This is a genomic window from Pantoea sp. X85, from assembly GCF_029623675.1.
GTDB lineage: Bacteria > Pseudomonadota > Gammaproteobacteria > Enterobacterales > Enterobacteriaceae > Pantoea > Pantoea leporis.
Genome location: NZ_CP121109.1, coordinates 627,091 through 652,192, shown reverse-complemented (window position 1 = coordinate 652,192; position 25,102 = coordinate 627,091). Strand labels below are relative to the sequence as shown.

At 59.8% G+C, this 25,102-nt stretch carries 18 protein-coding genes and 1 riboswitch; of the genes, 12 read left to right on the top strand and 6 right to left on the bottom strand.

The window, feature by feature from the left end:
• Positions 1 to 118 precede the first annotated feature (118 nt).
• Positions 119 to 1,351 (top strand): MFS transporter, encoded by a 1,233-nt coding sequence (locus P6287_RS22600; RefSeq protein WP_101761051.1) that lies wholly within the window; start codon positions 119 to 121, stop codon positions 1,349 to 1,351.
• 104 nt (positions 1,352 to 1,455) lie between these two features.
• Here the strand turns inward: P6287_RS22600 and P6287_RS22595 are convergent, their stop codons facing one another.
• Complete coding sequence (locus P6287_RS22595) at positions 1,456 to 2,331, bottom strand: LysR family transcriptional regulator (protein ID WP_192234573.1); 876 nt, start codon at positions 2,329 to 2,331, stop codon at positions 1,456 to 1,458.
• 123 nt (positions 2,332 to 2,454) lie between these two features.
• Here P6287_RS22595 and P6287_RS22590 point away from each other — a divergent pair, with 123 nt between their 5' ends.
• On the top strand, positions 2,455 to 3,180 hold the full coding sequence (locus tag P6287_RS22590; RefSeq protein WP_101761049.1) for a pirin family protein: 726 nt from the start codon (positions 2,455 to 2,457) through the stop codon (positions 3,178 to 3,180).
• A 129-nt stretch (positions 3,181 to 3,309) separates the two neighbouring features.
• Here the strand turns inward: P6287_RS22590 and P6287_RS22585 are convergent, their stop codons facing one another.
• Positions 3,310 to 3,747 (bottom strand): 6,7-dimethyl-8-ribityllumazine synthase, encoded by a 438-nt coding sequence (locus tag P6287_RS22585; RefSeq protein WP_101761750.1) that lies wholly within the window; start codon positions 3,745 to 3,747, stop codon positions 3,310 to 3,312.
• Positions 3,748 to 3,922: 175 nt separating this feature from the next.
• Positions 3,923 to 4,042, top strand: a riboswitch (TPP riboswitch).
• A 129-nt stretch (positions 4,043 to 4,171) separates the two neighbouring features.
• Here P6287_RS22585 and P6287_RS22580 point away from each other — a divergent pair.
• The 8 genes from P6287_RS22580 (at position 4,172) to fepB (ending at position 10,557) form a co-directional block, all read left to right on the top strand.
• On the top strand, positions 4,172 to 5,116 hold the full coding sequence (locus P6287_RS22580) for an FAD-dependent oxidoreductase (protein ID WP_277975100.1): 945 nt from the start codon (positions 4,172 to 4,174) through the stop codon (positions 5,114 to 5,116).
• Positions 5,100 to 5,297 carry a sulfur carrier protein ThiS gene (gene thiS / locus P6287_RS22575; RefSeq protein WP_101761748.1) on the top strand — a complete coding sequence of 66 codons (198 nt, stop codon included), beginning with the start codon at positions 5,100 to 5,102 and terminating at the stop codon, positions 5,295 to 5,297. The genes P6287_RS22580 and thiS overlap by 17 nt, the downstream gene beginning before the upstream one ends.
• Positions 5,298 to 5,300: 3 nt before the next feature.
• Positions 5,301 to 6,059, top strand: coding sequence for a thiazole synthase (locus P6287_RS22570; protein WP_277975099.1), 759 nt, complete (start codon positions 5,301 to 5,303; stop codon positions 6,057 to 6,059).
• Positions 6,060 to 6,070: 11 nt separating this feature from the next.
• Positions 6,071 to 7,036 carry a HesA/MoeB/ThiF family protein gene (locus P6287_RS22565; protein ID WP_277975098.1) on the top strand — a complete coding sequence of 322 codons (966 nt, stop codon included), beginning with the start codon at positions 6,071 to 6,073 and terminating at the stop codon, positions 7,034 to 7,036.
• Positions 7,033 to 7,749, top strand: a complete 717-nt coding sequence (locus P6287_RS22560; protein WP_277975097.1) for an ABC transporter ATP-binding protein — start codon at positions 7,033 to 7,035, stop codon at positions 7,747 to 7,749. Before P6287_RS22565 ends, P6287_RS22560 begins: the two co-directional genes overlap by 4 nt.
• On the top strand, positions 7,733 to 8,467 hold the full coding sequence (locus P6287_RS22555) for an ABC transporter permease (RefSeq protein WP_277975096.1): 735 nt from the start codon (positions 7,733 to 7,735) through the stop codon (positions 8,465 to 8,467). Before P6287_RS22560 ends, P6287_RS22555 begins: the two co-directional genes overlap by 17 nt.
• A 9-nt stretch (positions 8,468 to 8,476) precedes the next feature.
• Entirely contained in the window at positions 8,477 to 9,406 is a 930-nt protein-coding gene (locus tag P6287_RS22550; protein WP_277975095.1) for an ABC transporter substrate-binding protein, read from the top strand.
• Between the two features lie 200 nt (positions 9,407 to 9,606).
• Positions 9,607 to 10,557, top strand: coding sequence for a Fe2+-enterobactin ABC transporter substrate-binding protein (gene fepB / locus P6287_RS22545; protein WP_277975094.1), 951 nt, complete (start codon positions 9,607 to 9,609; stop codon positions 10,555 to 10,557).
• Here fepB and entS read toward each other — a convergent pair.
• The 4 genes from entS to fes form a co-directional block, all read right to left on the bottom strand.
• Entirely contained in the window at positions 10,554 to 11,816 is a 1,263-nt protein-coding gene (gene entS / locus P6287_RS22540) for an enterobactin transporter EntS (protein ID WP_277975093.1), read from the bottom strand. The genes fepB and entS overlap by 4 nt on opposite strands.
• Before the next feature lie 105 nt (positions 11,817 to 11,921).
• Positions 11,922 to 20,324 carry a non-ribosomal peptide synthetase gene (locus tag P6287_RS22535; protein ID WP_277975092.1) on the bottom strand — a complete coding sequence of 2,801 codons (8,403 nt, stop codon included), beginning with the start codon at positions 20,322 to 20,324 and terminating at the stop codon, positions 11,922 to 11,924.
• Positions 20,325 to 20,376: 52 nt separating this feature from the next.
• Complete coding sequence (locus tag P6287_RS22530; RefSeq protein ID WP_110866731.1) at positions 20,377 to 20,598, bottom strand: MbtH family protein; 222 nt, start codon at positions 20,596 to 20,598, stop codon at positions 20,377 to 20,379.
• Positions 20,591 to 21,949 (bottom strand): enterochelin esterase, encoded by a 1,359-nt coding sequence (gene fes / locus P6287_RS22525; protein ID WP_277975091.1) that lies wholly within the window; start codon positions 21,947 to 21,949, stop codon positions 20,591 to 20,593. Before fes ends, P6287_RS22530 begins: the two co-directional genes overlap by 8 nt.
• A gap of 278 nt (positions 21,950 to 22,227) precedes the next feature.
• Here fes and P6287_RS22520 point away from each other — a divergent pair, with 278 nt between their 5' ends.
• Together P6287_RS22520 and P6287_RS22515 are read left to right on the top strand one after the other, a co-directional pair.
• Positions 22,228 to 24,414, top strand: a complete 2,187-nt coding sequence (locus P6287_RS22520) for a TonB-dependent siderophore receptor (protein WP_277975090.1) — start codon at positions 22,228 to 22,230, stop codon at positions 24,412 to 24,414.
• A 173-nt stretch (positions 24,415 to 24,587) separates the two neighbouring features.
• Positions 24,588 to 25,073 (top strand): hypothetical protein, encoded by a 486-nt coding sequence (locus tag P6287_RS22515; protein ID WP_101761737.1) that lies wholly within the window; start codon positions 24,588 to 24,590, stop codon positions 25,071 to 25,073.
• Positions 25,074 to 25,102 lie beyond the last annotated feature (29 nt).

Below are 25,102 nucleotides of genomic sequence, written 5' to 3'. Positions count from 1 at the left end.
CGCTACGGAAGCGGGATTTTGCGCTATCATAAGCCGCTCACTCTGCTCAGTCCTGACGATGATTGTTTCAGGCAATCACGATCCTGACTGAGTTCTTCACTTGCGGTTCGGAAAACTCATGTCATCAGTACAACCCCAACTTACTCAGCTGCCGGATGAGGCATCGCTGCCGCGTCAGAGCGTGCTAAAAGCTTTGTTCGCGCTCGGCACCGGCGGCTTTGCCATTGGTACCGGCGAATTCGTCATCATGGGACTGCTGCCCGATGCAGCCAAAGGTCTCAACGTATCGATCCCCTCGGCCGGGCATCTCATCAGTATCTACGCGCTGGGCGTGGTGATTGGTGCGCCGCTGCTGGCGGTGCTGGGCGCGCGCGCCTCACGTCGTAATTTCCTGATGACGCTGATGGGCCTGTTTGCCGCCGGCAACCTGCTGAGCGCCATAGCGCCGGGATACTACTCGATGCTGCTGGCGCGTTTCCTCGCCGGTTTCCCACATGGCACCTTCTTCGGCGTGGCGGCGCTGGTCGCAGCCGGTTTGGTTGAACGGCGCAAACGCGCGCAAGCGGTCTCGATGGTGCTGTTCGGCCTGACCATCGCCAACTTACTCGGCGTGCCCGCCGTCACCGCTATCGGCCAATGGTTTGGTTGGCGCGATGCCTTCGCCATTGTCGGCGGTCTGGCGCTGGTGACCTTGCTGCTGATCTGGCTGTGGGTGCCAAACGTAGCGGGCGACAAAAATGCCAGCCCGCTGCGCGAATTGTCGGCGCTGACGCGCAAACAGGTACTGCTGACGCTGGCGATTGGCGCGGTGGGCAGCGGCGGTTTGTTTTCGGTGTTTAGCTACGTGAAGCCGACCATGACCGAACTGGCGCAGATGCCGGTGAGCTGGATCCCGGCGGTGCTGGCGTTGTTTGGTTTAGGCATGATCATCGGTAACATCGCTGGCGGTCGTCTGGCCGATCGCGGCATTGAAAAGACCATCCGCATTTTGCTGATCTGGTCATTTTTGGTGCTCAGCGCCTTCGTGTTTGCCGCGCATTATGCGCTGGCAGGTGCCATCAACGTCATGCTGGTGGGCACCATGGTAGCGCTGGCGGCGGTGTTGCAGATCCGTTTGATGGATGTTGCCGGTGATGCGCAAACCATGGCGGCGGCAATGAACCATTCGGCGTTTAACCTCGCTAACGCGCTCGGTGCATGGCTGGGCGGCGTGACCATTTCCGCTGGTCTGGGATGGCAATCCACCGGTTGGGTAGGCGCGATTCTGGCGGTGTTGGGTCTGCTGATCCATGCGGTGGCGATGCGCGATGCGCGCCGTAAATCGATTACCTTTGCACACGAAAGTCATTAACACCCTACCTACCGTAGCGGCGCGATATATTACGTATTGCCGGGATGGGCACATTGCCGCCCTTGATATGCGCATTAGATCGCGCCGCAACGGGGACTTAATTTTTACGCCAACTTCTGCTGCAAAAATGTCATAAACACCCGATTGATCTCACTGCGCTGACGGTGCTGCGGATAGAGCGCATTGAGATGGAGCGAGGTCGGCTGCCACTCTTCCAGCACCTTCACCAGCTCACCGCTCGCCAGCGCTGGCGCCACAATAAACTCTGGCAGCATAATCAGACCCAATCCGGCCACTGCTGCGTCGCGCAGCATTTCCCCGTTATTACTCACCATCGGCCCATGCACGCTAATCACTTTGCGCTGGTCGCCGTTAAACAGTTCCCAGCCGGTCTGGCTTTCGCGCCCGTAGCGCAGACACAAATGCTCGCTCAGCTCCTCCGGCGTTCGCGGTGCGCCTGCGCCCTGCAGGTAGGACGGGCTGCCGCAGATCACGCGGCGGAACTCGCCCAGTCGCCTGGCGATCAAACTCGAATCTGGCAGCGTACCGATGCGAATCGCCATATCAAATCCTTCACCCACCATATCGACATGCCGATCCGCCAGTTCAACCTGAAACTGCAAACCCGGATGCTGGCTGAGAAACTCGGCAATAAACGGCGACAAATGGCTGATACCAAACGACATCGGCACGCTCAGGCGGAAGCTGCCCTGCAGCACCTGACGACGCCCCGATACCGCTAGCTCGGCTTCCTGCACATCATCCAGAATGCGCTGCGCGTGCTGCGCAAACAGCTGGCCGTTATCGGTTACCGACAACTTACGCGTGTTGCGATTCAGCAGCCGCGCGCCAAGCGACTCCTCCAGCGCGGCGATGCGGCGGCTGACATACTGCTTCGACAGCATCAGCTGTTCGGCGGCAGCGGTGAAGTTGCCGGCTTTGATGACGGCTACATAAATACGGAGATCTTCAATCTGCATATTGTCCACTTATCGGTGACAGTCATTGTCATTTTGACGCATTGTTAGGCAAATCAGTTTACGTATACTTGTTTGCAACGGGAAGGGCAATCGCCCCCCAACAGCAAATTTGAGGAGCAGACCATGATTGAACAACGCCTGTCAGAACAACGCGGAGTGGGTGACCACGGTTGGTTGAATTCGCATCATACGTTCTCGTTTGCCAGTTACTGGGATCCAAAACAAACCGGCTTCTCAGACTTGCTGGTGATCAATGATGACCGCGTTGCACCGGGTCGCGGTTTTGGTGCGCATCCGCACAACAACATGGAGATTATCTCCTACGTGCTGGAAGGCGCGCTGGAGCATAAAGATTCCATGGGCACCGGTTCGGTGATTGTGCCGGGTGATGTGCAGCTAATGAGCGCCGGCAGCGGCGTCACGCACAGCGAGTTTAACCACTCGAAAACGGACAACGTGCACTTCCTGCAGATCTGGATTGTGCCTGGCGAACGTAATTCGCCTCCCGGTTATCAGCAGATTTCAGTGGCGGAACGTGACAAACGCGGTCAGCTGCGCCTGATTATTTCGCCGGCAGGGGATAACGGTTCACTCAGCGTGCGTCAGGATATTCGCGTTTATGCCGGACTGTTCGACGGTGTCGAGCAGCAAACCTTCGCGTTGGATGCCGATCGTTACGCCTATATTCACGTGGCTCGCGGCAGCATCGAAGTGAACGGCGTGAAGTTCAAAGAGGGCGACGGTGCACGCGTTCGCAACGAAAGCGCGCTGCAGTTTGCTAACGGTGATGATGCGGAAGTGCTGGTGTTTGATTTGCGTCCGCTGGAAGTGAATCATCCACAGCGTTAATGACGAATAGCTGATACTTTATTCGTAAGACTATTTTACGAGATGATTAGCACTATTCTGAAAATGAGCCGTTGAAGGTCATCATAAATAAAAAGGGAGCGCCTGAAGAGGTGCTCCCTTTTTAATGCATCAATCAATCGACAAATTATGGATCGCTAACACCGCGCGTGCCGCTTCTTTGCCTTTCTTAATGAAATGCTCGGTATAGAAGTTTTCAATCACATCAACCGGCTGGAAATTATGTGGCGTCAATGAAACGGAGAACACCGGTACGTTGGTGGTCAGCTGCACATTCATCAAGCCATCAACCACCGCAGCGGCAACGAAATCATGGCGATAGATACCGCCGTCAACCACCAGCGCAGCGCAGACAATCGCATCGTATTTGCCGGTTTCGGCCAGACGCTTAGCCAGCAGCGGCATTTCAAATGCGCCAGGCACTTCCAGCACTTTTAATTCCGCTTCTACGGATTGATCGGCTAATTCTTTTTCAAAACCCACCAGGGCATTATGGACAATTTCTTTGTGCCAGCCGGCTTTAATAAATGCAATTTTAATATTGTTCATGGTTATTCCGACATCACCTGTAATCTGTTCTTGCGCATAAAATAATGTGTTTGTATACCATATGTTACGTTTGTGATCCACAAAGCCTAAGTAGCGATAAATGCCGTGATGCTAAATGCCACGTAAAGCATCCGGTTATTCCGCGCTTGACGGCGACCATCGGCTGCAATACAAATAGACGCGTCGGGGGAGTCTCACCAAAGAGACTGAGAGGCTAATAGCGCACTGCGCGGTTTAGCGACCCTTTGAACCTGACCCAGTTGATACTGGCGTAGGAAGACTGACAGTCTTTATCATTGGGCTGTCTGGCGCTCAAACCAGCTCGATGGATGCGCCATTTCCCTTCTCCTGTATCTGCGGGTCTCAGCTAACACTGAGAGGCCGATGTGAATTCCCCCTGTTTGAACATCCTGGAGCCGGCGCTGTGAGCCGCTGGAGCGTGCTTGGCTGCGGCGTGGCGGGCCTATGCGTAGCCACTTTGCTGGCGGAACGCGGTGAAGACGTTGAGGTGATTGGCGATGACGCGCGCCGCCCGGCATCGTGGTTTGCTGGCGGCATGCTGGCGCCCTGGTGTGAAGCCGAAAGCGCGCCGCGCGATGTTATCACTCTTGGGCAACACGCCGCCGCGTGGTGGCAACAGCGCGTCAGCAGCGTCGAGCATCAGGGCACGTTGGTGGTTGCGCCGCCGCGCGATAGCCAGGAACTCAACCGTTTCGCCCGCATGACCGAGCAGCATCAATGGGTCGACCCCGCCGACATTGAACCGGCGCTGGAAGGGCGCTTTGCGCGCGGTCTGTTTTTCGCCGGTGAAGCGCATCTCGATCCGCGTCTGGCGTTGCAGGAGATGCGTGACGCGCTGATCGCGCGCGGCGTGTCATTCAGCAATCACGCGCCGAGCGGCCAAATTATCGATTGTCGCGGCATCCACGCCGCGCCGCAACTGCCGCGTCTGCGTGCGGTGCGCGGCGAAATGCTGATTTTACACAGCGATGAAGTACAGTTTTCCCGCCCGATTCGTCTGCTGCATCCGCGTTTTCCCTGCTATCTGGTGCCGCGTCGCGGCGGCCATTTTATGCTCGGCGCCACCATGATCGAGAGCGACGATGCCAGCGCCATCAGCGCGCGCGCCATGATGGAGTTACTCAGCGCCGCCTATGCCATCCATCCCGCGTTAGCCGAAGCGCGCGTGATTGAGAGCGGCAGCGGGCTGCGTCCGGCCTATCCGACGAATCTGCCGGAAATCGACTATCACAATCACACCTTTTATCTCAACGGCATGTATCGCCACGGTTTTCTGCTGGCGCCAATGCTGGCAGAGCAGCTAATGCAACGCATTTCTGGGGAGCTCAACAATGAATATTCAGCTTAACGGCCGCCTCATCAACACCCAGGCAACAAGCCTGAGCGAATTGCTGATCGAGCAGCAAATTGATGTGGCCTGCGTCGCCACCGCCTACAACGGTGCGTTTGTGCCAAAAAGTCAGTACGACACGCAGCGGCTGGATGAAGGTTGCCAGCTCGAAGTGCTGTCACCGATGCAGGGAGGTTAAGCGATGTTTTACGATTTTGAACCGCAATCACGCTTCCTGCTCGGCACCGCTGGCTATCCTTCGCCCGCTATTTTGCAGCAGGCGATTGCCGCCTCCGGCACCGACATCATCACCGTCAGTTTGCGGCGCGAAGGTGCGGCTGGCGCAGCATTCCGCGAACTGCTAACCGGCCTTAACCTCCGCGTGTTACCGAATACCGCCGGTTGTCACACGGTAAAAGAGGCCGTCACCACCGCGCACATGGCGCGCGAACTGTTCAACACCGCATGGATCAAACTGGAAGTGATTGGTCACGCTGACACGCTGCAACCCGATCCTTTCGCGCTGGTGGAAGCCGCGCGCATCCTCAGCGCAGAGGGTTTTCAGGTATTTCCGTACACCACCGAAGATCTGATCGTTGGCGAAAAACTGTTGGCAGCAGGTTGCGAACTGTTGATGCCGTGGGGCGCGCCGATTGGTTCCGGCCAGGGTTTGCGTAACATCGACGGCCTGCGCGCCATGCGTGCGTGGTTCAGCGACATCCCGCTGATCATTGATGCGGGCATTGGCGCGCCGTCGCAGGCGGCGCAGGCGATGGAGATGGGCTTCGATGGCATTCTGCTCAACACCGCCGTCGCCAAAGCCGGCGATCCAATCGGCATGGCCCACGCCTTCCGGCTGGCGATTGAGGCCGGACAAGCCGCGCGCGCTGCCGGACTGATGGAGAAGCGCGATATGGCCGCCGCGTCCACGCCGATCTTCGGCCTGGCAAATCTTACTTGAGGCAGGCAAACATGCAACGTTATCAACGCCAGATGATGCTGGCGGAAATCGGCGAAGCAGGGCAGCAGAAGCTGCTTAACGCGCGCGTGCTGGTGGCGGGCGCGGGCGGATTGGGCGCCACGCTCCTGCCGCAGCTGGTGGGCGCGGGCGTCGGCCATATTCGGCTGTATGACGACGATGTGGTGGCGCTGCATAACCTGCATCGCCAAACGCTGTTTACGCAGCAGGATATCGACCAGCCCAAAGTGCTGCGCGCGCAGCACGCCTTGCAGCAGCGCAATCCGCAGGTGCAAATCGAGGCGCTGCAACAGTCGCTGAGCGCCAGTAATCTGCAGCAGGCGCTGGCGGGATGCAATCTGGTGATCGACGCCGCCGATAACTTTGCCGTCACCTACCAACTTTCCGATGCTTGCATGCAGGCGGGCATGCCGCTGATCAGCGCCTCGGTGCTGGGCCGGCAAGGTTACGTCGGCGGATTCTGTGGCGGCGCGCCGAGCTATCGCGCGCTGTTCCCGCGCTTGCCGTCATCGGCAGCGAACTGCAACACCGCAGGCGTGATGGGCCCGGCGGTGGCAACGCTTGGCGCGATGCAGGCGCAGATGGTGCTCAGCGTACTGCTGGAATTACAGCCTTCACCGCTCGGTTGTCTGGTGAACTGCGATTTTGTGAACTGGCACTTCCGCCAGTTCCGCTTTGATGATGCTGACGAGCCGGAACATGCGGTGCCGTTTATCGATCCGCAACAGTTGGCCGCCGATGACTGCATTGTCGAACTGCGCAGCTATGAAGAAGCGCCGGTCAGCGTGGCGGATGGCGTTGAGCGCATCTTGCCGCAGGCGATCGCCGCGTGGCAGCCCCCCGCCCAACAGCGCATCGTGCTGGTGTGCGCCAGCGGCATCCGCGCCGCGCAGGCCGCTAACGCGCTGGCGCAGCGCGGATTTCATCAGCTGGCGATTCTGGCGGCCAATCGCCCATGAATCAGGACATTCTGTTCAACGATGTGAGCTTTAGCTGGGGCGATAAACCGCTGTGTCAGCGGCTGAATCTGCACCTGCGCGGTGGCAAAACCACGGTAATGCTGGGACGCAGCGGCATCGGCAAAAGTACGCTGCTGCGGCTGGTGGCCGGTTTACTTCAGCCGCAGCAGGGCACGGTGCAGGGCTTAACCGGCAACGTGGCGTGGATGGGCCAGCAGGATCTGCTGTATCCGTGGCTGACGGTGCTCGACAACGTGATGCTGTCGGCGCGGCTCAGCGGCGACAAGCCGGATCGCCCACGTGCGCTAGCGCTGCTCGAGCAGGTAAAACTCAGCGACGTGGCGCATGCACCCCCGCATCAACTCTCCGGCGGCATGCGGCAACGCGTGGCGCTGGCACGCACGCTTTATGCGCAGCGCGACGTGGTGCTGATGGATGAACCCTTCGCCACGCTGGATGTGATGACCAAACTCAGTTTGCAAACGCTGACCGCCGGATTACTGCGGGGCAAAACTGTGCTGCTGGTGACGCACGATCCGCTGGAAGCGTGCCGCATGGCCGATGACATTCTGCTGCTGCAAGGCCAGCCGCTGGCTATCGAAAGCTGGCCGGTTCCCGGCGGTGACGCGCCGCGTCCGTTTGATCATCCCGACGTCCTGCAGGCGCAGGCGCAACTCTTCTCCCGACTGAATACCCATGAAAACAGTGTTTAGCGCGATCTACCTGATCGTGGTGCTGCTGTGCGGCTGGTTACTGGCGCGTCACAGCGGCGTGCCGAGTTTCCTGCTGCCCGCGCCACAGGCGGTGCTGGAGGCGCTGTGGCTGCATCGTCAACTGCTGTGGCATCACGCGCTCTATACGCTGGCGGAAATTGTGCTGGCGCTGTTGCTGGGCGTCGGCGCGGGCGTGACGCTGGCGGTGCTGATGGCCGCCAGTACGCTGCTGCGTCGCGTGCTGTTTCCGCTGGTCACCGCCAGCCAGGCAATCCCGGTGTTTGCCCTCGCGCCGCTGCTGGTGCTGTGGCTCGGCTTTGGCATCGCCTCAAAAGTGGTGGTGGCGGCTTTGATCCTTTTCTTCCCGCTGTGCTTGTCACTGTTTGATGGGCTGTGCCGTACGCCGGTCGGTTGGCTGGAGCTGGCGCAAACCTCCACGTCGTCGCGTTTCCGCATCTTCTGGCGCGTGCGCTGGCCTGCCGCGTTACCGCAGTTTTTCTCCGGCCTGCAGATGGCGGTGGTGTTGGCCCCGATTGGCGTGGTGATTGGTGAATGGGTCGGCGCCAGCGAAGGGCTCGGCTATCTGATGATGCAATCCAACGCGCGACTGGAAACCGCCACCAGCTTCGCGGCGCTGCTGCTGTTACTGATTCTGGCGCTGCTGCTTTCGGGCAGCGTGGCGTTGATGCGCAAGAAAATCCTCTGGCAATCTACATAAGGAAATACCGTGAAAACCCTACGAATGGCATTGACCGCGTTGCTGCTGCTGGCGACCGCTAACGTGCAGGCGGCGGAGAAAGTTCGCCTGCTGCTTGACTGGTTTATCAACCCCAATCACGCGGCGATTTTTGCTGCCCAGCACAGCGGCGCGTTTAAGAAAGAGGGGCTGGATGTCGAGATGATCGCGCCCGCCGATTCGGCGTCCGTGCCGCTGCTGCTGGCGGCGGGCAAAGTCGATCTCGCCGTCAGCTACCAGCCGCAGCTCTACACGCTGGTGGATAAAGAGGTGCCGGTGATTCGCGTCGGCACGTTGATTAATCAGCCGCTGAATACGCTGACCACGGTGTCAGACGATATTCACTCGCTGAAGGATTTCGCTGGCAAAACCATCGGCTACGCGGTGCCGGGCACCGAAGACGTGGCGATCCGCAATATGCTAAAAGCGCAGGGCGTTGATGCCGACTCGGTGAAGCTTATCAACCTGAATATGGATGGCACCTCCGCGTTGCTAACGCACAAGATTGATGGCGCGATGACCATCTTTCGCAACTATGAGCTGCTGGATCTGAAAGACAAAGGCGCGAAGCCAACGATGTTCAAGCCGGAAGATTACGGCGTGCCTGCTTATGATGAGTTGATCATCCTGGCAAACCAGAAAACTGCCGCGCAGGACAAACGCATTCCGGCGTTTTTACGTGGCCTGGATGCCGGCGTGGCGTGGCTACGCGCGCATCCGCAGGAAGCATGGCAGGCGTTTATCGAAAAATATCCCGAGCTGAATACGCCGCTCAATCACGAGGCGTGGCAGGCCACGCTGCCATATTTCGCCGCGCACAGTGCGGCGTTTGATCGGACGCGCTATCAGGCGTTTGGTGAATATATGCAAGCTAATGGCGTGATTAAGGCTGTGGCGCCGATGGCGCGTTATTCGTTGTAAGTTGGTGCGGTTTGCTCCTCACCCCAGCCCTCTCCCGCGCGCGGGAAAAGGAGCCGGCCGCGCCCACCTAACCATTCTCTCCACCTAATTATTCCCTCTCCCGCTTGCGGGAGAGGGGAAACCACGCACAATTTCCCTTGCACCCGCACTTATTTTTGATAATGATATTTATTCTCAACTATCAAGTGATGGACAACCTGATGCGTTTCCCCGCTCTTTCTCTGCTGCTTAGCCTGTTTTTCATCTGCACCCATGTACAAGCCGACGCCGCCTGGCCGCGCACTATCGCCACACCGAAAGGCCCCTTCACGCTGCAACAGCCGCCGCAGCGCATTGTCTCGACCAGCGTTACGCTGAGTGGCACTTTGCTGGCAATTAACGCGCCGCTGGTTGGCTCCGGCGCCACCAGTCGCAATAGCAGCGTATCGGATGCGCAGGGCTTTTTTACGCAATGGAGCGCGGTGGCCAAAGCGCGTCAGGTTAAACCGCTTTATATCTCACAGCCGAATGCCGAAGCGATTGCCGCCGAAGCGCCGGATTTGATCGTGATTGCCGCCACCGGCGGCGATTCGGCGCTGCGCCTTTACGATCAGCTGCAAACCATCGCGCCGGTGTTAGTGATCGACTACGGCGATAAGAGCTGGCAGGCATTGACCTTGCAGCTGGGCGAGATTACCGGCCATGAAGCTGATGCCAATAAGGTGATCGCAGCATTCGACCAACGAGTCGAAGCAGTGCGTCACAAGATTACGCTGCCGCCGCAGCCGACCTCTGCGCTGGTCTATTACGAAGATGGACGCGGAATGAACTTGTGGACGCCAGCATCGGCGCAGGGCGCGCTATTACAGGATTTGGGCTTTACGCTGGCCGCGCCGCCCGCCAGTTTTCAGGGCAGCACCAGCATGGGTAAGCGCAATGACATTATTCAGCTGAATGGCGAAAACATGGCCGATGGCATCACCGGCAACACGCTACTGCTGTTCGCCGCTGATGAGAAAACCGTGCCGCAGGTGGCGAAGAATCCATTCCTCGCCCATCTGCCGGCGGTACAGCAGCACGACATCTTTGCCGTAGGTAACGATACTTTTCGTCTCGATTACTACAGCGCCAGCAATATGCTCAGCAGCATCGAGCGGCAGTTTACCCGTTAAGCATCTGCGGTGGCGGGTTGCGGAGCGTCCGGTTGTTCACCCAGGCGCGCCGTGCGCAGGCCGCGCGCCGCCAGCGACAACAGCACCAGCAATCCCGCCGCCAGTCCACCAAACCATAGCACGCTGCTCAGCGGTGCCAGCACGCGTGCCAGCGCCCCCAAACCCAATGCCCCAACCGAATCGCCGGTCACATCCTGCGCGGTGCCGAGGCTGTTGACGCGTCCCAGTAGCGCATCCGGCGTGTGGTGCTGCGTCAGCATAAACTGCAATAGCGAGGCGATGGCGTTGCTGTAGCCGTAACACACCAGCGCCAGCAGCGCGGGCAGCAGATGGCTGTAAAGACCGAGCGAGGCGATGCAGGCAAATGCCAGCAGCGCACAGCCCATCAGCACCCATCCCGGACGTGTTAACTGCCGCACCCAGCCGCTGGTAAAAGCACCGATCATCGCACCCAGCGGTACCGCCGAGTACATCAATCCTAATGCGGATGCATCGGCGTGATAGGTCAGCGCCAGCGCCGGGAACAGAATACGCACCGCGCCAACCATGCTGAGCAGCAAGCCAACCAGCACCACCGCGCCCACCACTTTATGCTGGCAGACAAACTGCATGCCGCTCGCCAGCGCGCGCAGCGGATGCTCCGGCTCCTGTTGTTCGGGCTTCATCGACGGTAAACGCACCAGCGGAATCAGCGTTGCTAGCGTACCAATCGCGGCGACCGCAAACGCCCACCCGACACCCGCCGCAACGATGATCATGCCGCCGAGCGCGGGCGACAAAATCGCGCCGAGGCGCACCGTTAGCATGCTGAGCGCACCGGCTTCCGCCAGATGTTCACGTCCGACGATTAGCGGGATCACCGCCATCAGCGCGGTCATGCCAAGCGCGCCAAAGAAGCCATCCCAGAAAGCGAGGAAGTAGAGCGCCAGCAACGAAGGTGCTGGGCTGAAGGCGTTGAGGCTGAGCAGCACAAAACCGATGCCACAGGTGCCGCGCGCGAACAGGATTAGTTTGCGGCGATCGTAGCGATCGGCCAGCACGCCGCCGAGCAGCAGGCCGACGAACATGCCGATGCCATCGAGCATTACCGCCACGCCAACCTGCAACGTGGAGCCGGTCATCGCCTGAATTTGCACCGGCACGCCAACCGCCAGCATGCCAAGGGCGAATACCGAGAGCATGCGCGCGCAGAATATCGCGCGGAACGATGCATTGTTTTTAAGCAAACTGAAATCTAGGAATATCGAGGGCTTAGCCATAAATCTCCAACGGTGAATCACATTTGCATCACCCGTAGCGGCGCAACTTATTGCGCGTTTTTTGTCAAAACGCGATGAATCGCGCCGCTACGGTATGTGCCTTAATTAACGCCGAGCTAACAAACGGTTTATCAACGGTCCCAGCACCTGCAACGAATCTGCTGAAAGAATATCGGCGTGTTCGCAATCCAGCGGGAAGATCGTCAATTCATCAACGAACGGTGCCCAACTGGCGCGCACATCCATCTCCGGCGGCAGCGTTTTCTCGGCCATAAACAGCGTGGCGTGGCCGGCATAGCGCGGCGTTCGCGCTTCAGCCAGGCGTGCGACGGCGTCTTTGTAGTTCGCGACGATGGTGCTAAACATCGCCGCCTTCTCTTCACGCAGTAGCGGATCGCGCTCATCTTCGGTCGCAGCTATAAACTCGGCTTGCTCACGCGCCACTTCCTGTTCCGCTTCATCGGCATCCGGCGTGCGCCAGTCCTGACCTTCTGCCGGATAGGTATCCAGCAGGCCGAGGAATGCCACCGTTTCACCCTGCGCCTGCAAACGTGACGCAATGCCTTGCGCCAGCGTGCCGCCGAGTGAATAGCCGAGCAGGAAATACGGACCGCTCGGCTGCTGCTGGCGAATCGCCTGCAGATGGCGTTCGCACATCGCCTCCACGCTGTGACAGGCAGCAATCACGCCGTTTGGCCGCGGCGATTGCAGGCCGACAATCGGGAAGTCGCCGTCGAGATAGTGCAGCAGGGCGCTGTACTGCCAGGCGAAGCCGGATGCCGGATGGATGCAGAACAGCGTCGGGCCGTGACCGGCGCGCAGCGGCAGCAGTTCGCCGTTGCCACCGCTTTCACTGTTGGCACCGCCGTCAAGCAGCGCCGCCAGCTTATCCACGCTGCGCGCGGCGATGATCTGCCCGACGCTGAGCGGCGGCACCTCACGACGACGCAGTTCCGCCGCCAGACGCATCGCCAGCAGCGAATGCCCACCGAGCGCGAAGAAGTCGTCATCGGCAAACACGCTGTCGCAACCAAGCAGCTGCTGGAACAGATCCGCCAGCAAACGCTCGTTGGCGCTGTGCGGCAGGCGGCCGCTGCGCGCGCTGAGCTGCGGCACCGGCAGCGCTTTACGATCCAGCTTGCCGTTGGCGCTGAGCGGCAGATGGTCGAGCAGCAGATAGCTGACCGGCTGCATATGCGCCGGCAGACGTTCGCCGAGCTGCTGCTTCACCGCGTCGATATCCAGCGCCACGCCCGTTTCGGCCACCAGCCAGCCGAGCAGCTGACGGTTATCGACGCCCGGCGTGGCGTGCTGCGTCAGCGCGCGCGCCGCCACCACCGCCTGCGCCACGCCCGGCAGCGCCACTAGCGCCTGTTCGATTTCGCCCGGCTCGATACGTTGTCCACGCATTTTTAGCTGATCGTCGCTGCGGCCGAGATACTCCACCGCGCCGTCGGCGCGCCAGCTGGCGATATCGCCGGTGCGATACATGCGCTCGCCTTCGGCAAACGGCGCGGCGACAAAGCGCTGTGACGTAAGGTCGGCGCGATGCAAATAGCCATCGGCCAACTGCACGCCGCTGAGATAGAGATCGCCCGGCACGCCAACCGGTACCGGTCGCAGCAGGCTATCGAGAATATGCAGCTGCGTGTTCCACACCGGACGGCCAATCGGCACGCCCGGTCCGTTGAGGCCATCCAGCGCGCTGCCGCTGGCCGGTTGCCAGGTGACATCGACGGCGGCTTCGGTTGGGCCATACAGATTGTGCAGCGGCGCGGCGATCATCTCCTGATAGCTGCGCGCCAGGTCGCACGCCAGCGCTTCACCGCTGCAGAATACGCGGCGCAGCGTTGGGCAAGCTTGCTCGGTTTGCGCGGCGAGATGGCCGACAAAGGCCGCTAACATCGAGGGCACGAAGTGCAGGGTGGTCACGCGATAATCGTCGATCAGCTGCCACAGCGCCTGCGGATCGCGGTGCGCTTCCGGCGGCGCCATCATCAGCTGCGCACCGGTCATCAGCGGCCAGAAAAACTCCCACACCGATACATCAAAGCTGCACGGCGTCTTCTGCAACACTACATCGTCGGCGCGCAGCGGATAGCTGGCCTGCATCCAGCGCAGGCGGTTGACGATGGCGCGCTGATTCACCACCACGCCTTTTGGTTTACCGGTCGAGCCCGAGGTGTAAAGCACGTAAGCCGGGCGACTGGCGTCCGCCTGCGGCAAAGGATGGCGCGGCTGAATGTGTTCACCGGCTAAACCATCAAACATCATCAGCGTGCCAAACGTGGCAAAGCGGGTTTCCAGCGCGGATTCGGTGATCAGCACCCACGGCCGCGCATCTTCCACCATGTAAGCCAGACGCTCATCGGGATAACCGATATCCAGCGGCAAGTACGCCGCGCCCGCCTGCAGGATGGCAGTGAGTGCAATGCTGAGACGCACCGAGCGCGGCAGCGCCACGGCGACGATATCGCCTGGCATCACGCCCGCTTCAATCAGGCGATCCGCCAGCAGCGCGGCCTGACGCTGCATTTCGCCGTAGCTCAGACGGTGGTCGACATCCATTAGCGCCAGCGCGTCGGGCGTGCGCGCCGCCTGCTGGGCAATCGCCTGTTGCAGGGTTTCATTTTCCAGCTGCACGCCGGTGTTATTCACCCAGGCGAGCAGCGATTGCTCGGCCAGCGTTTGCAACTTCCACTGCGTCAGCGGCAGATCCGGCGTGCTGACCAGCTGTTGCAACAGCAATAACAGCCGCTCGGCCAGACGTTCCGGCTCGCTAACGCAGTCGCGATACTCCATCAGCAGCGTCAGCTGTTCGCCCGGCAGCACCAGCAGCGTCAGCGGATAGTGCGTGTAACCGCGATTATGGATCGCTTCGCAGCGTACCGCGGCTTTGGCATCCAGCAGCGTTTGGTTGTCAGGATAGTTCTCCACCACCAGCAAGGTATCGAACAGCGTACCGGCGCCGACCAACTGCTGAATCTCGGCGAGGCCGAGGCAATCCTGCTCAATCAGCTGGATTTGCTGCGCCTGATGATCGGCGAGCTGCGCTAGTAACGGACGTTGATGATCGAAACGCACGCGCACCGGCAGCGTGTTGCTGAACAGGCCAACGTGCTGATCGATGCCGTCAATATGACCAAAACGGCCAGAAACCGGCGCACCAAACACCACGTCTTGCTGGCCGCTGGCGACCGACAGTAGCAAGCCCCACAATCCCTGCATCACGGTGTTCAGGGTTAAGCCGCGCGCCCGGCACAGGGCATGGAGTTCCCGCTCCAGCGTGGCATCCAGCGTAATGCGCTTTTCGTTGACCGCGCTATCGGCGGCCTGCGGATAAAGCAGCGTCGGACGCACGTCTTTCAGGCAAGCTTGCCACTGCTGACGCGCTTCATGGCTGTCGCGCTGGCTGAGCTGACGCACGATGTCGGCGTAGCTGCTGCTGTGCGCGGGCAAGATTTGCTGGCGCAGCGCGCTGAGCAGATCGTTGAGGATCACCGGCGTTGACCAACCATCCACCACCAAGTGATGCGCGTTGAGCAGCAGCGTCCAGCGCGCGCCATCGCGATGGGCGATCAGCGTGGCGTGCAGCATGATTGGCTGGCTAAACAGATCCTGCGCCAGCGCCTGATGTTCCAACGCCTGAATGTCCTCTTCCTCGCCCAACTGAAGCAGCGTCAGCGGCCAGTGCAATTCGCCTTCCGGTATCAGCTGCAGCGGTTGCAGGCTGAGTTCGGCGTCGAAGCGCGCCGCCAGCTGCGGATGACGCTGTAACACCGCGTCGAGCGCGGTTTGTACCGCTGCGGCACTGATGTCGCCGCTCAGCGTCAGGCGGGTTAATGAGTTATAGCTGCCTTGCTGCGCGGTGGTTTGCGCGTGGAACAGCAAACCTTTTTGCAGCGGTAACAACGGCAGCGCATGGCTAAACGCACCGTGACGCGCATGCAGCTGTTGCAGCAGCGCGTCATCAACGCCTTCCAGCGCCACCTCGGCGGCCACCAGCGTGTGGGCGGCGTGCTGCGGTTGCTGTTGGGCCAGCGCGATCAGCGCCTGCGCGGTAGCCGCCATTGCCTGATGTAAATCGGCAATCGCTTCGGCGTTGAGCACGCCGTCCGCCCAGCTCCAGTTCAGCGCCAGCTGCGCCGCATGTGGCTGCTCCTCAACGAAGACATTGAGTTCCAACGCGTGCTGCAGCGGCAGCGCGTCATCCTGTAATACCGCGAAAGTGTCACGGAACTGTTGCGCGGTGCGCTGTGGCGTCCAGTCACCGCTGCGCGGTGTAAAGCGCCCGAGGTAGTTAAACAGCACCTGCGGCGCGTGTTGTGCCGCCAGTTTTTCCAGCGTCACGCCGCGATGTGCATCGAGCCAGCGCAGCTGCCCGTAGCCAATGCCGCGATCCGGCACCGCACGCAGTACCGCTTTCACCGCGCGTACGCACTCATTGAGCGGCGCATGTGGATTTTCTGGCAACGGCAGCAGTAAAGGGTATTCTGCCGTCAGCCAGCCGACGGTGCGCGCCAGATCCTGCTGCGCATGTAGTTCGGCACGGCCATGCGATTCCAGCGTGACGCGCTGCTGTGCGCTGCCGTTGAGCTGGCGCAGAGCGAGGGTCAACAAGGTCAGCAGCAGCTCTTCGCTGGTGGCGCGATAGTACTGCGGCAGCGTGTTGAGCAGCGCGTGCGTGGTTGAGGCATCCAGCAGCGTGCGTTGATGCTGTTGGCGATCGCCGGACTGAATCGCCCGTTGACCGACAAGCGGCAGCGGCTCGGCCAGCATCTGCTGCCAGAACGGTAACTCGCTGGCGCGCGCCGCAAGGTTCGCCAGCAGCGCGGCAGACCAGTCGTGCAGCGAGGTTTCCTCGGCGGGGATCACCAGCGGCGTGTTATTGAGCAGCGCGTCACCGGCCTGTTGCAGTTCTTCCAGCAATACGCGCCACGAGACGCCATCGACAATCAGGTGATGCAGCGTTAACACCAGCCCACAGCTGGCGCCATCTTGCTGCAGCAGCGTGGCGTGCAGCAGCGCGCCTTTAGCCGGGTCGAGCGCCTCAGCATCTTCGCTAAACGCCCGTTCCGCTGCGCGGTCGCGGTCCTGCACCTCCAGCGCACGCACGCGGGCAGGGCGGGTCGTCAGCGCTTCGCCGACAATCAGCTGATCGCCGCGCGTAAAGGCGTTGAGCGCCGGATGCGCCTGCGCCAGCTGATCGATCAGCTGTTCTACCTGTGCGAGCTGCAACTGCGGCGGCACCGACAGCAGCACGCCGTGAGCAAAGCGCGCATTGATGCCCGCCTGGGCGTTGAACCAGTGCAGAATTGGCAAGCCGCCAATCGCGCCCTGTTGCGCGACGCGCGTGCCGGTGTGGTGTTGTGCCAGCGGCTGCAAACCCCGCGCCATGCGGGCGGCGGTACGTTCGGCAAAGATTTCGCGTGGACGCAAGAGATAGCCAGCGCGACGGGCGGCGGTGCTGAGCCCCATTGCTGAGATGCTGTCGCCGCCGAGCGCGAAGAAATCATCTTCCGCTCCAACGCTCTCCAGCCCCAGCAGACTGGCAATCGCGTGGCAAATCAGCTGCTCCTGCGGCGTGCTGGCGGCGCGACTTTGACTTTGCTGCGCCTGTTGCGGCTTCGGCAACGCCTGACGATCAATCTTGCCGTTAACGTTGAGCGGCAATTCGTCCATCACCATCAGCACCGCAGGCATCATGTAATCCGGCAGCTGCGTGGCCAGTTGCGCCAGCAAACGGGCGTTGAGATCGGCATCGGCGCGCAGCGCATCATCCTGCACCGAGCAGTAACCAATCAGGCGATGCGTGGCGCCCATTACTTCGGCGATCACCACAGCGGTACTGACTTCCGGCAGCGCCACCAGCGCATTTTCCACTTCACCGAGTTCGACGCGGAAACCGCGCACTTTAATCTGGTGATCGGTACGGCCAATAAACGCCAGCTGTCCATCCTGACGCCAGCGCATCAGGTCGCCGCTGCGGTACATCACATCGCCGTCGCGGAAGGGATTAGCGACAAAGCGTCCGCTGGTGAGATCGGGACGACGCAGATAACCGCGCGCGATGCCGGTTCCGGCGATATACAGCTCGCCAGCAGAACCAATTGGCACCTGACGCAACTGGTTATCCAGCAAATAGACTTCGCTGTTGCCCACCGGACGACCAATCACCGGCTGCGGTGACGCCATGACGCTGGCACCGAGCGTATCGATGGTGTATTCCGATGGGCCGTAATAGTTGTGGATCTCCATCTGCTGCTGTTGCTGCATCAGCTTCCACAGCGTTGGCGTGGCCGCTTCACCGCCAATCATCACGAAAGAGGGACGATGGTTATCGGCTTCCAGCAGGCCGCTGTCGATCATCTGCGAGAAGAATGACGGCGTGATATCCAGTAAATCGACCGGCACCGCGTTCATCTGCTGAATCAGGCCCCAGGCATCGCGGCGCAGCTCTTCGTCGAAGATATTCAGCTCGCAGCCCATCAGCATACAGAACAGCGGTTCCCATGAGGAATCGAACGAGAAGGAAGCGGTGTGACCAGCGCGCATGCGGCGCGGGCTGCTGGCGCTGAAGCGCGCAATCGCCGGGCCAAACAGATGCTCGCGGTGCGACAGGAACAGATTGAGCAAACCTTGATGAGTGCTCATCACGCCTTTCGGGCGGCCGGTCGATCCTGAGGTGTAGATCATGTAGGCCAGATCGTCGCCGCACAGTTGGGTATCGGGTCGTGCGGTGGAAAGGGTGCTCAACGCAATCTGATCGATCAGCAGATGCGTTAACTCCGGCATTTGCGCCAGCGTGCTGGAGTGCGTCAGCAGCAGCTTCGGCTGCGCGTCATCGCACATCAGCGCCAGGCGTTCGCGCGGATAGTCGAGATCGAGTGGCATATAGGCCGCGCCGCTCGCCAGCACGCCGAACATCGCTACCAGTGAATCCACCGAACGCGGAATGCCAATCGCCACCACATCGTCAGCCTGCAGGCCGCGCGCGATCAACAGATGCGCCAGTTGCATCGCGCGATCGGCTAACTGGCGATAGCTCAGGCTGCGCGCGCCGCACACCACCGCGGTTTGCTCGCCGTAGTGCTCAGCGGCTTGCAGCAGGATATCGACGATGGTGTGAGTGGCGACGGGCGGCACGATGGTTGGTCCGGTCGACCAGCGTTGCAGATCGATCAGTTCCTGGGGCGCCAGCAGTGACAGCGCGCCGATTTGCGTGTTGGCATCCGCCGCAAATTGCGTGAGCACGTGGCTGATGCGCTCGGCGTGACGTTGTAGCGTTTTTGCCTCGTAGCGGCGCGGGTTTGCCACCAGCGTCAGCTGCAATGCGCCAGCGCGGAAGCCGACTTCAAACTCGAGATCGTCGACCGGGCCCATCGCCAGCGTGTGCGTTGGAGCTGCATGGCCATCGAACTGCAGATCGTCGTGGTAAACCTTGACGTTAATCACCGGACCATACAGCGCCTGGCTGCTGCCGACCAGACCAAGATCGCGGCGCAGCTGTTCCGCTTCATAACGCTGATGACGGCGCGCTTTGCGGATTTCGCCTTGCACCTGCTGCACCAGCATCGGCAAGGTCATCTCATCGCTGATGCTGAAAATCAGCGGCAACACGTTGACCACCGGGCCGAGGGCAGAAATCGCCGCCGAACCCATGCGGCGCATAAACGGGAAGCCAATCGACAAACGTTGGCAATTACTGAAGCGCGCCAGATAGGCCACCAACAGCGCGCTGACGATATCGCCTTCGCTGCTGTCGGCGAGTGGATGCTGCTGACGCAGCGTGGTCAGTTGCGGCAGCGTTACCTGACAGCTGATCGGGCGATCGCCGGGATCGCTGACGTTTTCACTGGCAAGCGTCAGGGTTTCCGGCAAATCCGCCGCGTAACTTTGCCAGTGGCTGGCGGAGCGGGCAAAAGCTGGCGAATCCTGCCACTGCTGAATCTCGTCAATCACCGTGGTGAACGGGGTAAACGGCGAGGGCGCGGGCGCTTCGCCGGCGCAAAGGGCGGCGTAGATCGCTGCGACGCGTTGAGTTAACGCTTCAAAGCTGAAGCCATCCACCAGCAAATGGTGATAGCGCTGATACCACAGCCAGCTGCCGTCGCCGATGCGCATCAGCGCGTGACGATAGAGCGGTTTGTCGCCGTCGGCGGGCAGATCGGCAGCGAGATCGGCCTGCATCAGTTTCTGAGCATGGCTGCTGGCATCGCCGCGCTGGCTGAAATCATGCCATTCCGGCGCGACCGGCGCTTGTGCACCAAACCACTGCGCCGGATTGCCATGTTCGTCCAGGCCGAAGCGTGCCTGCACGGTATCGGCTTCCGCCATCGCCTGCTGAATGGCGCTGTCCAGCGCCGCGCGATTGATGTCGCCGTGCAGCACGCTGTAGTGCGCCACGGTAAATTGATTGCGCTGCTGCGCAATGCTGTCAGCGATCCAGATGCCGGGCTGCGCCGCGACGAGTGGATAGGCTGGAGAATAGTTGTTTAGCGATGCCAAAGGACAATTCCTGTCGAGAAAAACAATTTAAAAAAGAGAAAGTTAAAAAAATTTAATGCGCGGTAGACGACGTCTGTTGCGTCGCTGGCCGCATGTCGTGCCAGTTTGCTTCGATAAACTCAATGGCGGCGCTGCGCGTCAGCGGTCCCGCCACGTTGTGCCAACCTGCCGGAACCGGGGCAAAAGCCGGCCACAGGCTGTATTGCTGGCGCGCGTTAAGCAGCACAAAAAAATCGAGCGCGTCGTTATCAAACGGATTCTGTTGTTCAGACATGGTGGTTACCTTCAGAGGTTGATGTAGGGGAGAGAAAATCGGCCAGCAGCCAGCGGCAGCCGTCGATCAAACCGCCACGCCAGCACAACGCATCGTGCCCTCCGGCGAAGCGGCGAAAATGTAATTCATGGCCAGCGGCCTGCAGCGCCGGAACGATCTGCTGGTTGACGTACACCATGTCCGCCTCGCGATCGCCCACTTCCTGGAAAATCTTCAGCTTGCCCGGCGGTAAATCGCCCTGTTGCAGCTGCTCCAGTAGCAAGCCGGGTGCGTGCTGCTCGCGGTTGGCGTAGTCGCGGATGTATTGCCGATGCGGCCACCAGAAGGAGCCGGATTGCGTGAGAATGCGGCCAAAACGCTGCGGCCAGTGCAAACCGGCATAGAGCGCGGCGAGTCCGCCATAGCTTTGCCCGGCCACCAGCGTGCGGTCGGCGTCGCTGCTGAACGCCGCGTGCTGGCGTGCCAGCGGTAACAGTTCCTGCTGCACCGCCTGCCAGAAAGTTTCATTGCACGGCAGTTCGGCTTCGCGGTGCTGGCTGTCGATAACATCGATAAATAGCCAGCAGGCGGGCGGCAGGGCGCCATCGGCGGTGACCTGATCCAGCGCGCTGAAAATCGGTTGACCGTACACCCAGTTTTGTCCATCGAGCAGGATTGCCAGCGGACGCTGTTCGGGATGAGCGGCTGTTCCGGTGTTATAAAGCCAGACATTGCGCGTGACGTTGAGCAACGCGCTGTGCCACTGCAGGGTTTGCAGCGTATCCGGCCAGGTTTCCGCCATGCCGGCATCCAGCGCGCGCCAGGCCGATTGATCCGGCGCATCCGGCATGTGCGCGTTGCTCAGCGCAAAACGGCGGCTGCTGAGAAACGGCGGCGTGGGATTGAATTTGTCGGGGATCGCCAGCGGCATCAGCGAGATCCACCACTTACGCTGCAGCGCGCGGCATTCGGCATCATCGCCACAAAACAGCGGCGGTAACTGCTGCGCGGTGGCGGGGATCAGGCTGTAACTGCCGCGCCAGTCAGATTCAATGGCGGTCGACCAATGCCAGACGTTGCTGTCGCCGACGCGCACCAGACTTTCTGGCGCTTCGCTGTGGTGATCGGTGACGCCGTTAATATCGACATAAACCCGTTCAGTGGAAGAACGTGCGGAATGCCCTTCGGGATCGCGCCAGAAGAAGTGCATGGTCGTTTGACCGCTTTCGTCACGCTCCACCAGCGGCGTACCTACCGCATACAGCCGCTGCCACCAGCTTTCGCTTCCTATTTCGGCCTGCTGCAACCATTGCGCGACTGTTCCGGCGGGCAACCACGTCTGCGTCGTATTTTCTGCGCTTGTTTGAAACATCCTGCAACCCATCTCCACATTTTGTTCACTGTCTTTACTTAATCAAAGCTAATGCAAATGCTATTGATAACGATTTACATTTGCAATATGATTTTTCGTGCCTGATAAACCTTCGTAATTTCAGTGGATTATTTTGTGAAGGACGTCACGCGGGGAGATTAGGACCGTCAATTACGCAAGAGATTAATATTTCAATCCGTTACGGCCATTGTCGTTAGGCGAGGGCGACTGAACGGATTATTTCATTTACAAGGCAGTTTGAAATAGAGATGGCAACTATGTCCGTTAACGCTAAAAATTCAGCAATACCTGCTGTGGCACGGCAGTTCAGATTCAATCCTCTGTACCTTTCTCTGGCCTCAATTCTGTTGGTGACACCAGCCGCCTTCAGCGTGGCTGCCGAAGAGACCCTTACCGTCAACGCCGACACGCGTGAAAGCGTGACTTCGCCGCTGCAGGGCTACGTGGCGAAAGAGAGCGCGGCAGGCACCAAAACCGCGACGCCGCTGCGCAAAACCCCGCAATCCATTTCGGTAATTACCCGCGAGCAGATGGACGATCAGGCTGCGGCTTCCGTTGCGGACGCGCTGAGCTACAGCAGCGGCGTGTTGACCAACTATCGCGGTAACTCCAACCGTAATGATGAGATCATCGCGCGCGGTTTCCGCTATGCGCCGAAATTCCTCGATGGCCTGAGCTACGGTTTATCCGGCCAGGCGGGCGCAGCGGGGCAGATCGATCCCTGGTTGCTGGAGCGCGTAGAGATGATCCACGGCCCAGCTTCTGTGCTGTACGGCCAGGTGAATCCGGGCGGTATCGTGGCCATGACCAGCAAGCGCCCGACCGCGCAGAGCATTCACAAAGTGCAGCTCAGCACCGGCAACCAGCATTTGGGTGAAGCGGCGTTTGATTTTGGCGGCAAGCTGAATGATGACAACACGCTGTTTTACCGCCTGAACGGTATTGCCAGCACCAAACATGAGTTCGTTAAGGACAATAAGCAGCAGCGCATGGCGATTGCGCCAGCGATAACCTGGCTGCCAAACGCGGACACCAGCTTTACGCTGCTGACGATGTATCAGAACGAGCCGAAAGCGGGATACCGTAACTTCCTGCCGGCCAGCGGTACGTTGAAAGAGAGCAGCGCGGGGTTTATCCCTTACGATTTCAACGTCAGCGATCCGAGCTTCAACGAAGCCAAGCGCGAACAGACTTCGATCGGCTATATCTTCGAGCACAATTTAAGCGATAACATCAGCTTCACGCAGAATCTGCGCTACAGCAACATGGACGAATCGTACAAATATCTGGTGTATACCTTTGATGCCGATAACGATCACTCCATCAATCGTCGTCCACAGCATGACAAGATCAAGTCGAAAGAGTTGGGTCTTGATAACCAGCTGAAAGCCACCTTTGAAACCGGCAACATCGCGCACACCGTGCTCGGCGGGCTCGATTACAAGTGGAGCGACGTCGATAACAAACTGTGGCGCGACAGCGGCGATCAGTACATCCTCGACTGGGCGAATCCGACGCGCATCAGCATCAACGAGAGCGATTTGACACTCACTACCAGCACGCGCAAGAAGCTCGATCAGGTGGGTGTTTATCTGCAGGATCAGCTGGAGTGGAATCAGTGGAACCTGCTGCTCTCCGGACGTCACGACTGGAGCGAAGTGCGCACGCAGGATCGCACCGACGACAGCCAAACCCAGCAGAATGACAACAAGTTCACTGGCCGCGCGGGTCTGCTTTATGCATTCGATAACGGCATTTCACCGTACGTCAGCTACAGCACCTCGTTCGAGCCAAACCTCAACAGCGGCGCGCCAGGCACCGATCCTTTTAAACCGACCACCGGCGAACAGACCGAAGTGGGCGTGAAGTATCAGCCGGTAGGTTGGGATGCGGTGTTTACCGTGTCAGCGTTTGATATCACGCAGAAAAATATCACTGCTTATAACAGCGTGACCGGTTATAACGAGCAGATTGGTAAAGTGCGTTCGAAAGGCATCGAAACCGAAGCGCATGCGCAGATTACGCCAGAGATCAAACTGTTAGCGGCCTATACCTACACCGATGCGGTGACCAAAGAGAGCAGCATCACGCAGCGCATCGGCCATTCACCGTCGAGCATTCCGCGTCATGCGGCGTCGGCGTGGGGCAGCTATACCTTCCTTGATGGCGTGCTGAGCGGCTTAACGCTGGGCAGCGGCGTACGTTATACCGGCACCGCGCCAGCGGATGAAATTGGCGTCGACAAAGTACCGCACTACACGTTGTATGATGCGATGGCGAAGTATGAGCTGGGCGAAGCGGCGAACTCGCTGCGTGGCACCACGCTGCAGCTCAACGTCAATAATCTCGCGGATAAGCACTACGTGGCGTCATGCAGTAATGAAAGCGCCTGCTTCTACGGCAGCGGTCGCACCATTGTGGCTTCCGTCAGCTACAGCTGGTAATTCCCTCCGGCGGCCTGCGTGGCCGCCGTTTCGTTTCGCATTCCGTGCGACGCGCTTTTCAGCCAGGTATTTATTAAGCGGTTTTCGGAAAATACTGTATTTGTGTGACTGTCATCACTCTGCAAGGCACGTTAAAATACGCGCTTCTCATTTAGCAGGGGTTTTTCGTCACGATGTTATCGCGCTTCACTTTAGCCACTTTGATGGCAACAATCATGCTCACCGGCTGCGCCCGCCTTGCCGCCGTTACTGGTACATCTCATGACAGCACTGCGACTGCGGATGCGTCCGCCGCTCAGCCTGCAACCGGCGCGCCAATCGACAATAATGATTCGCCTTCTCCATTCGAGACCGGCCCAACGGTGATTAATGTTTCGCACCTGGTGACGCGTACCGATGACGGTTCTTCTGTCTATGTGACGGTAGATGGTCAGGATGCGGGGTTGCTGAAGAAGGGTGAAAAACGAGAAATTCGTGTTGCGCCAGGTAAACACCAGATTGGTGGTTACGTGCAGACGCTGTTTGGTTTTGGCAAAGTGACCATCGCATCCGTGGATGTCACCACCGATCCGAACAGCCCGAAAAACGTGGTCTATTCTGTAACGCGCCAGAAGCCCGCGTTCAGCGAAACCGACGCCACGCCGCCGAATAATTCCTGATGTATGGGTGCGCACAAATGCGCACCAGT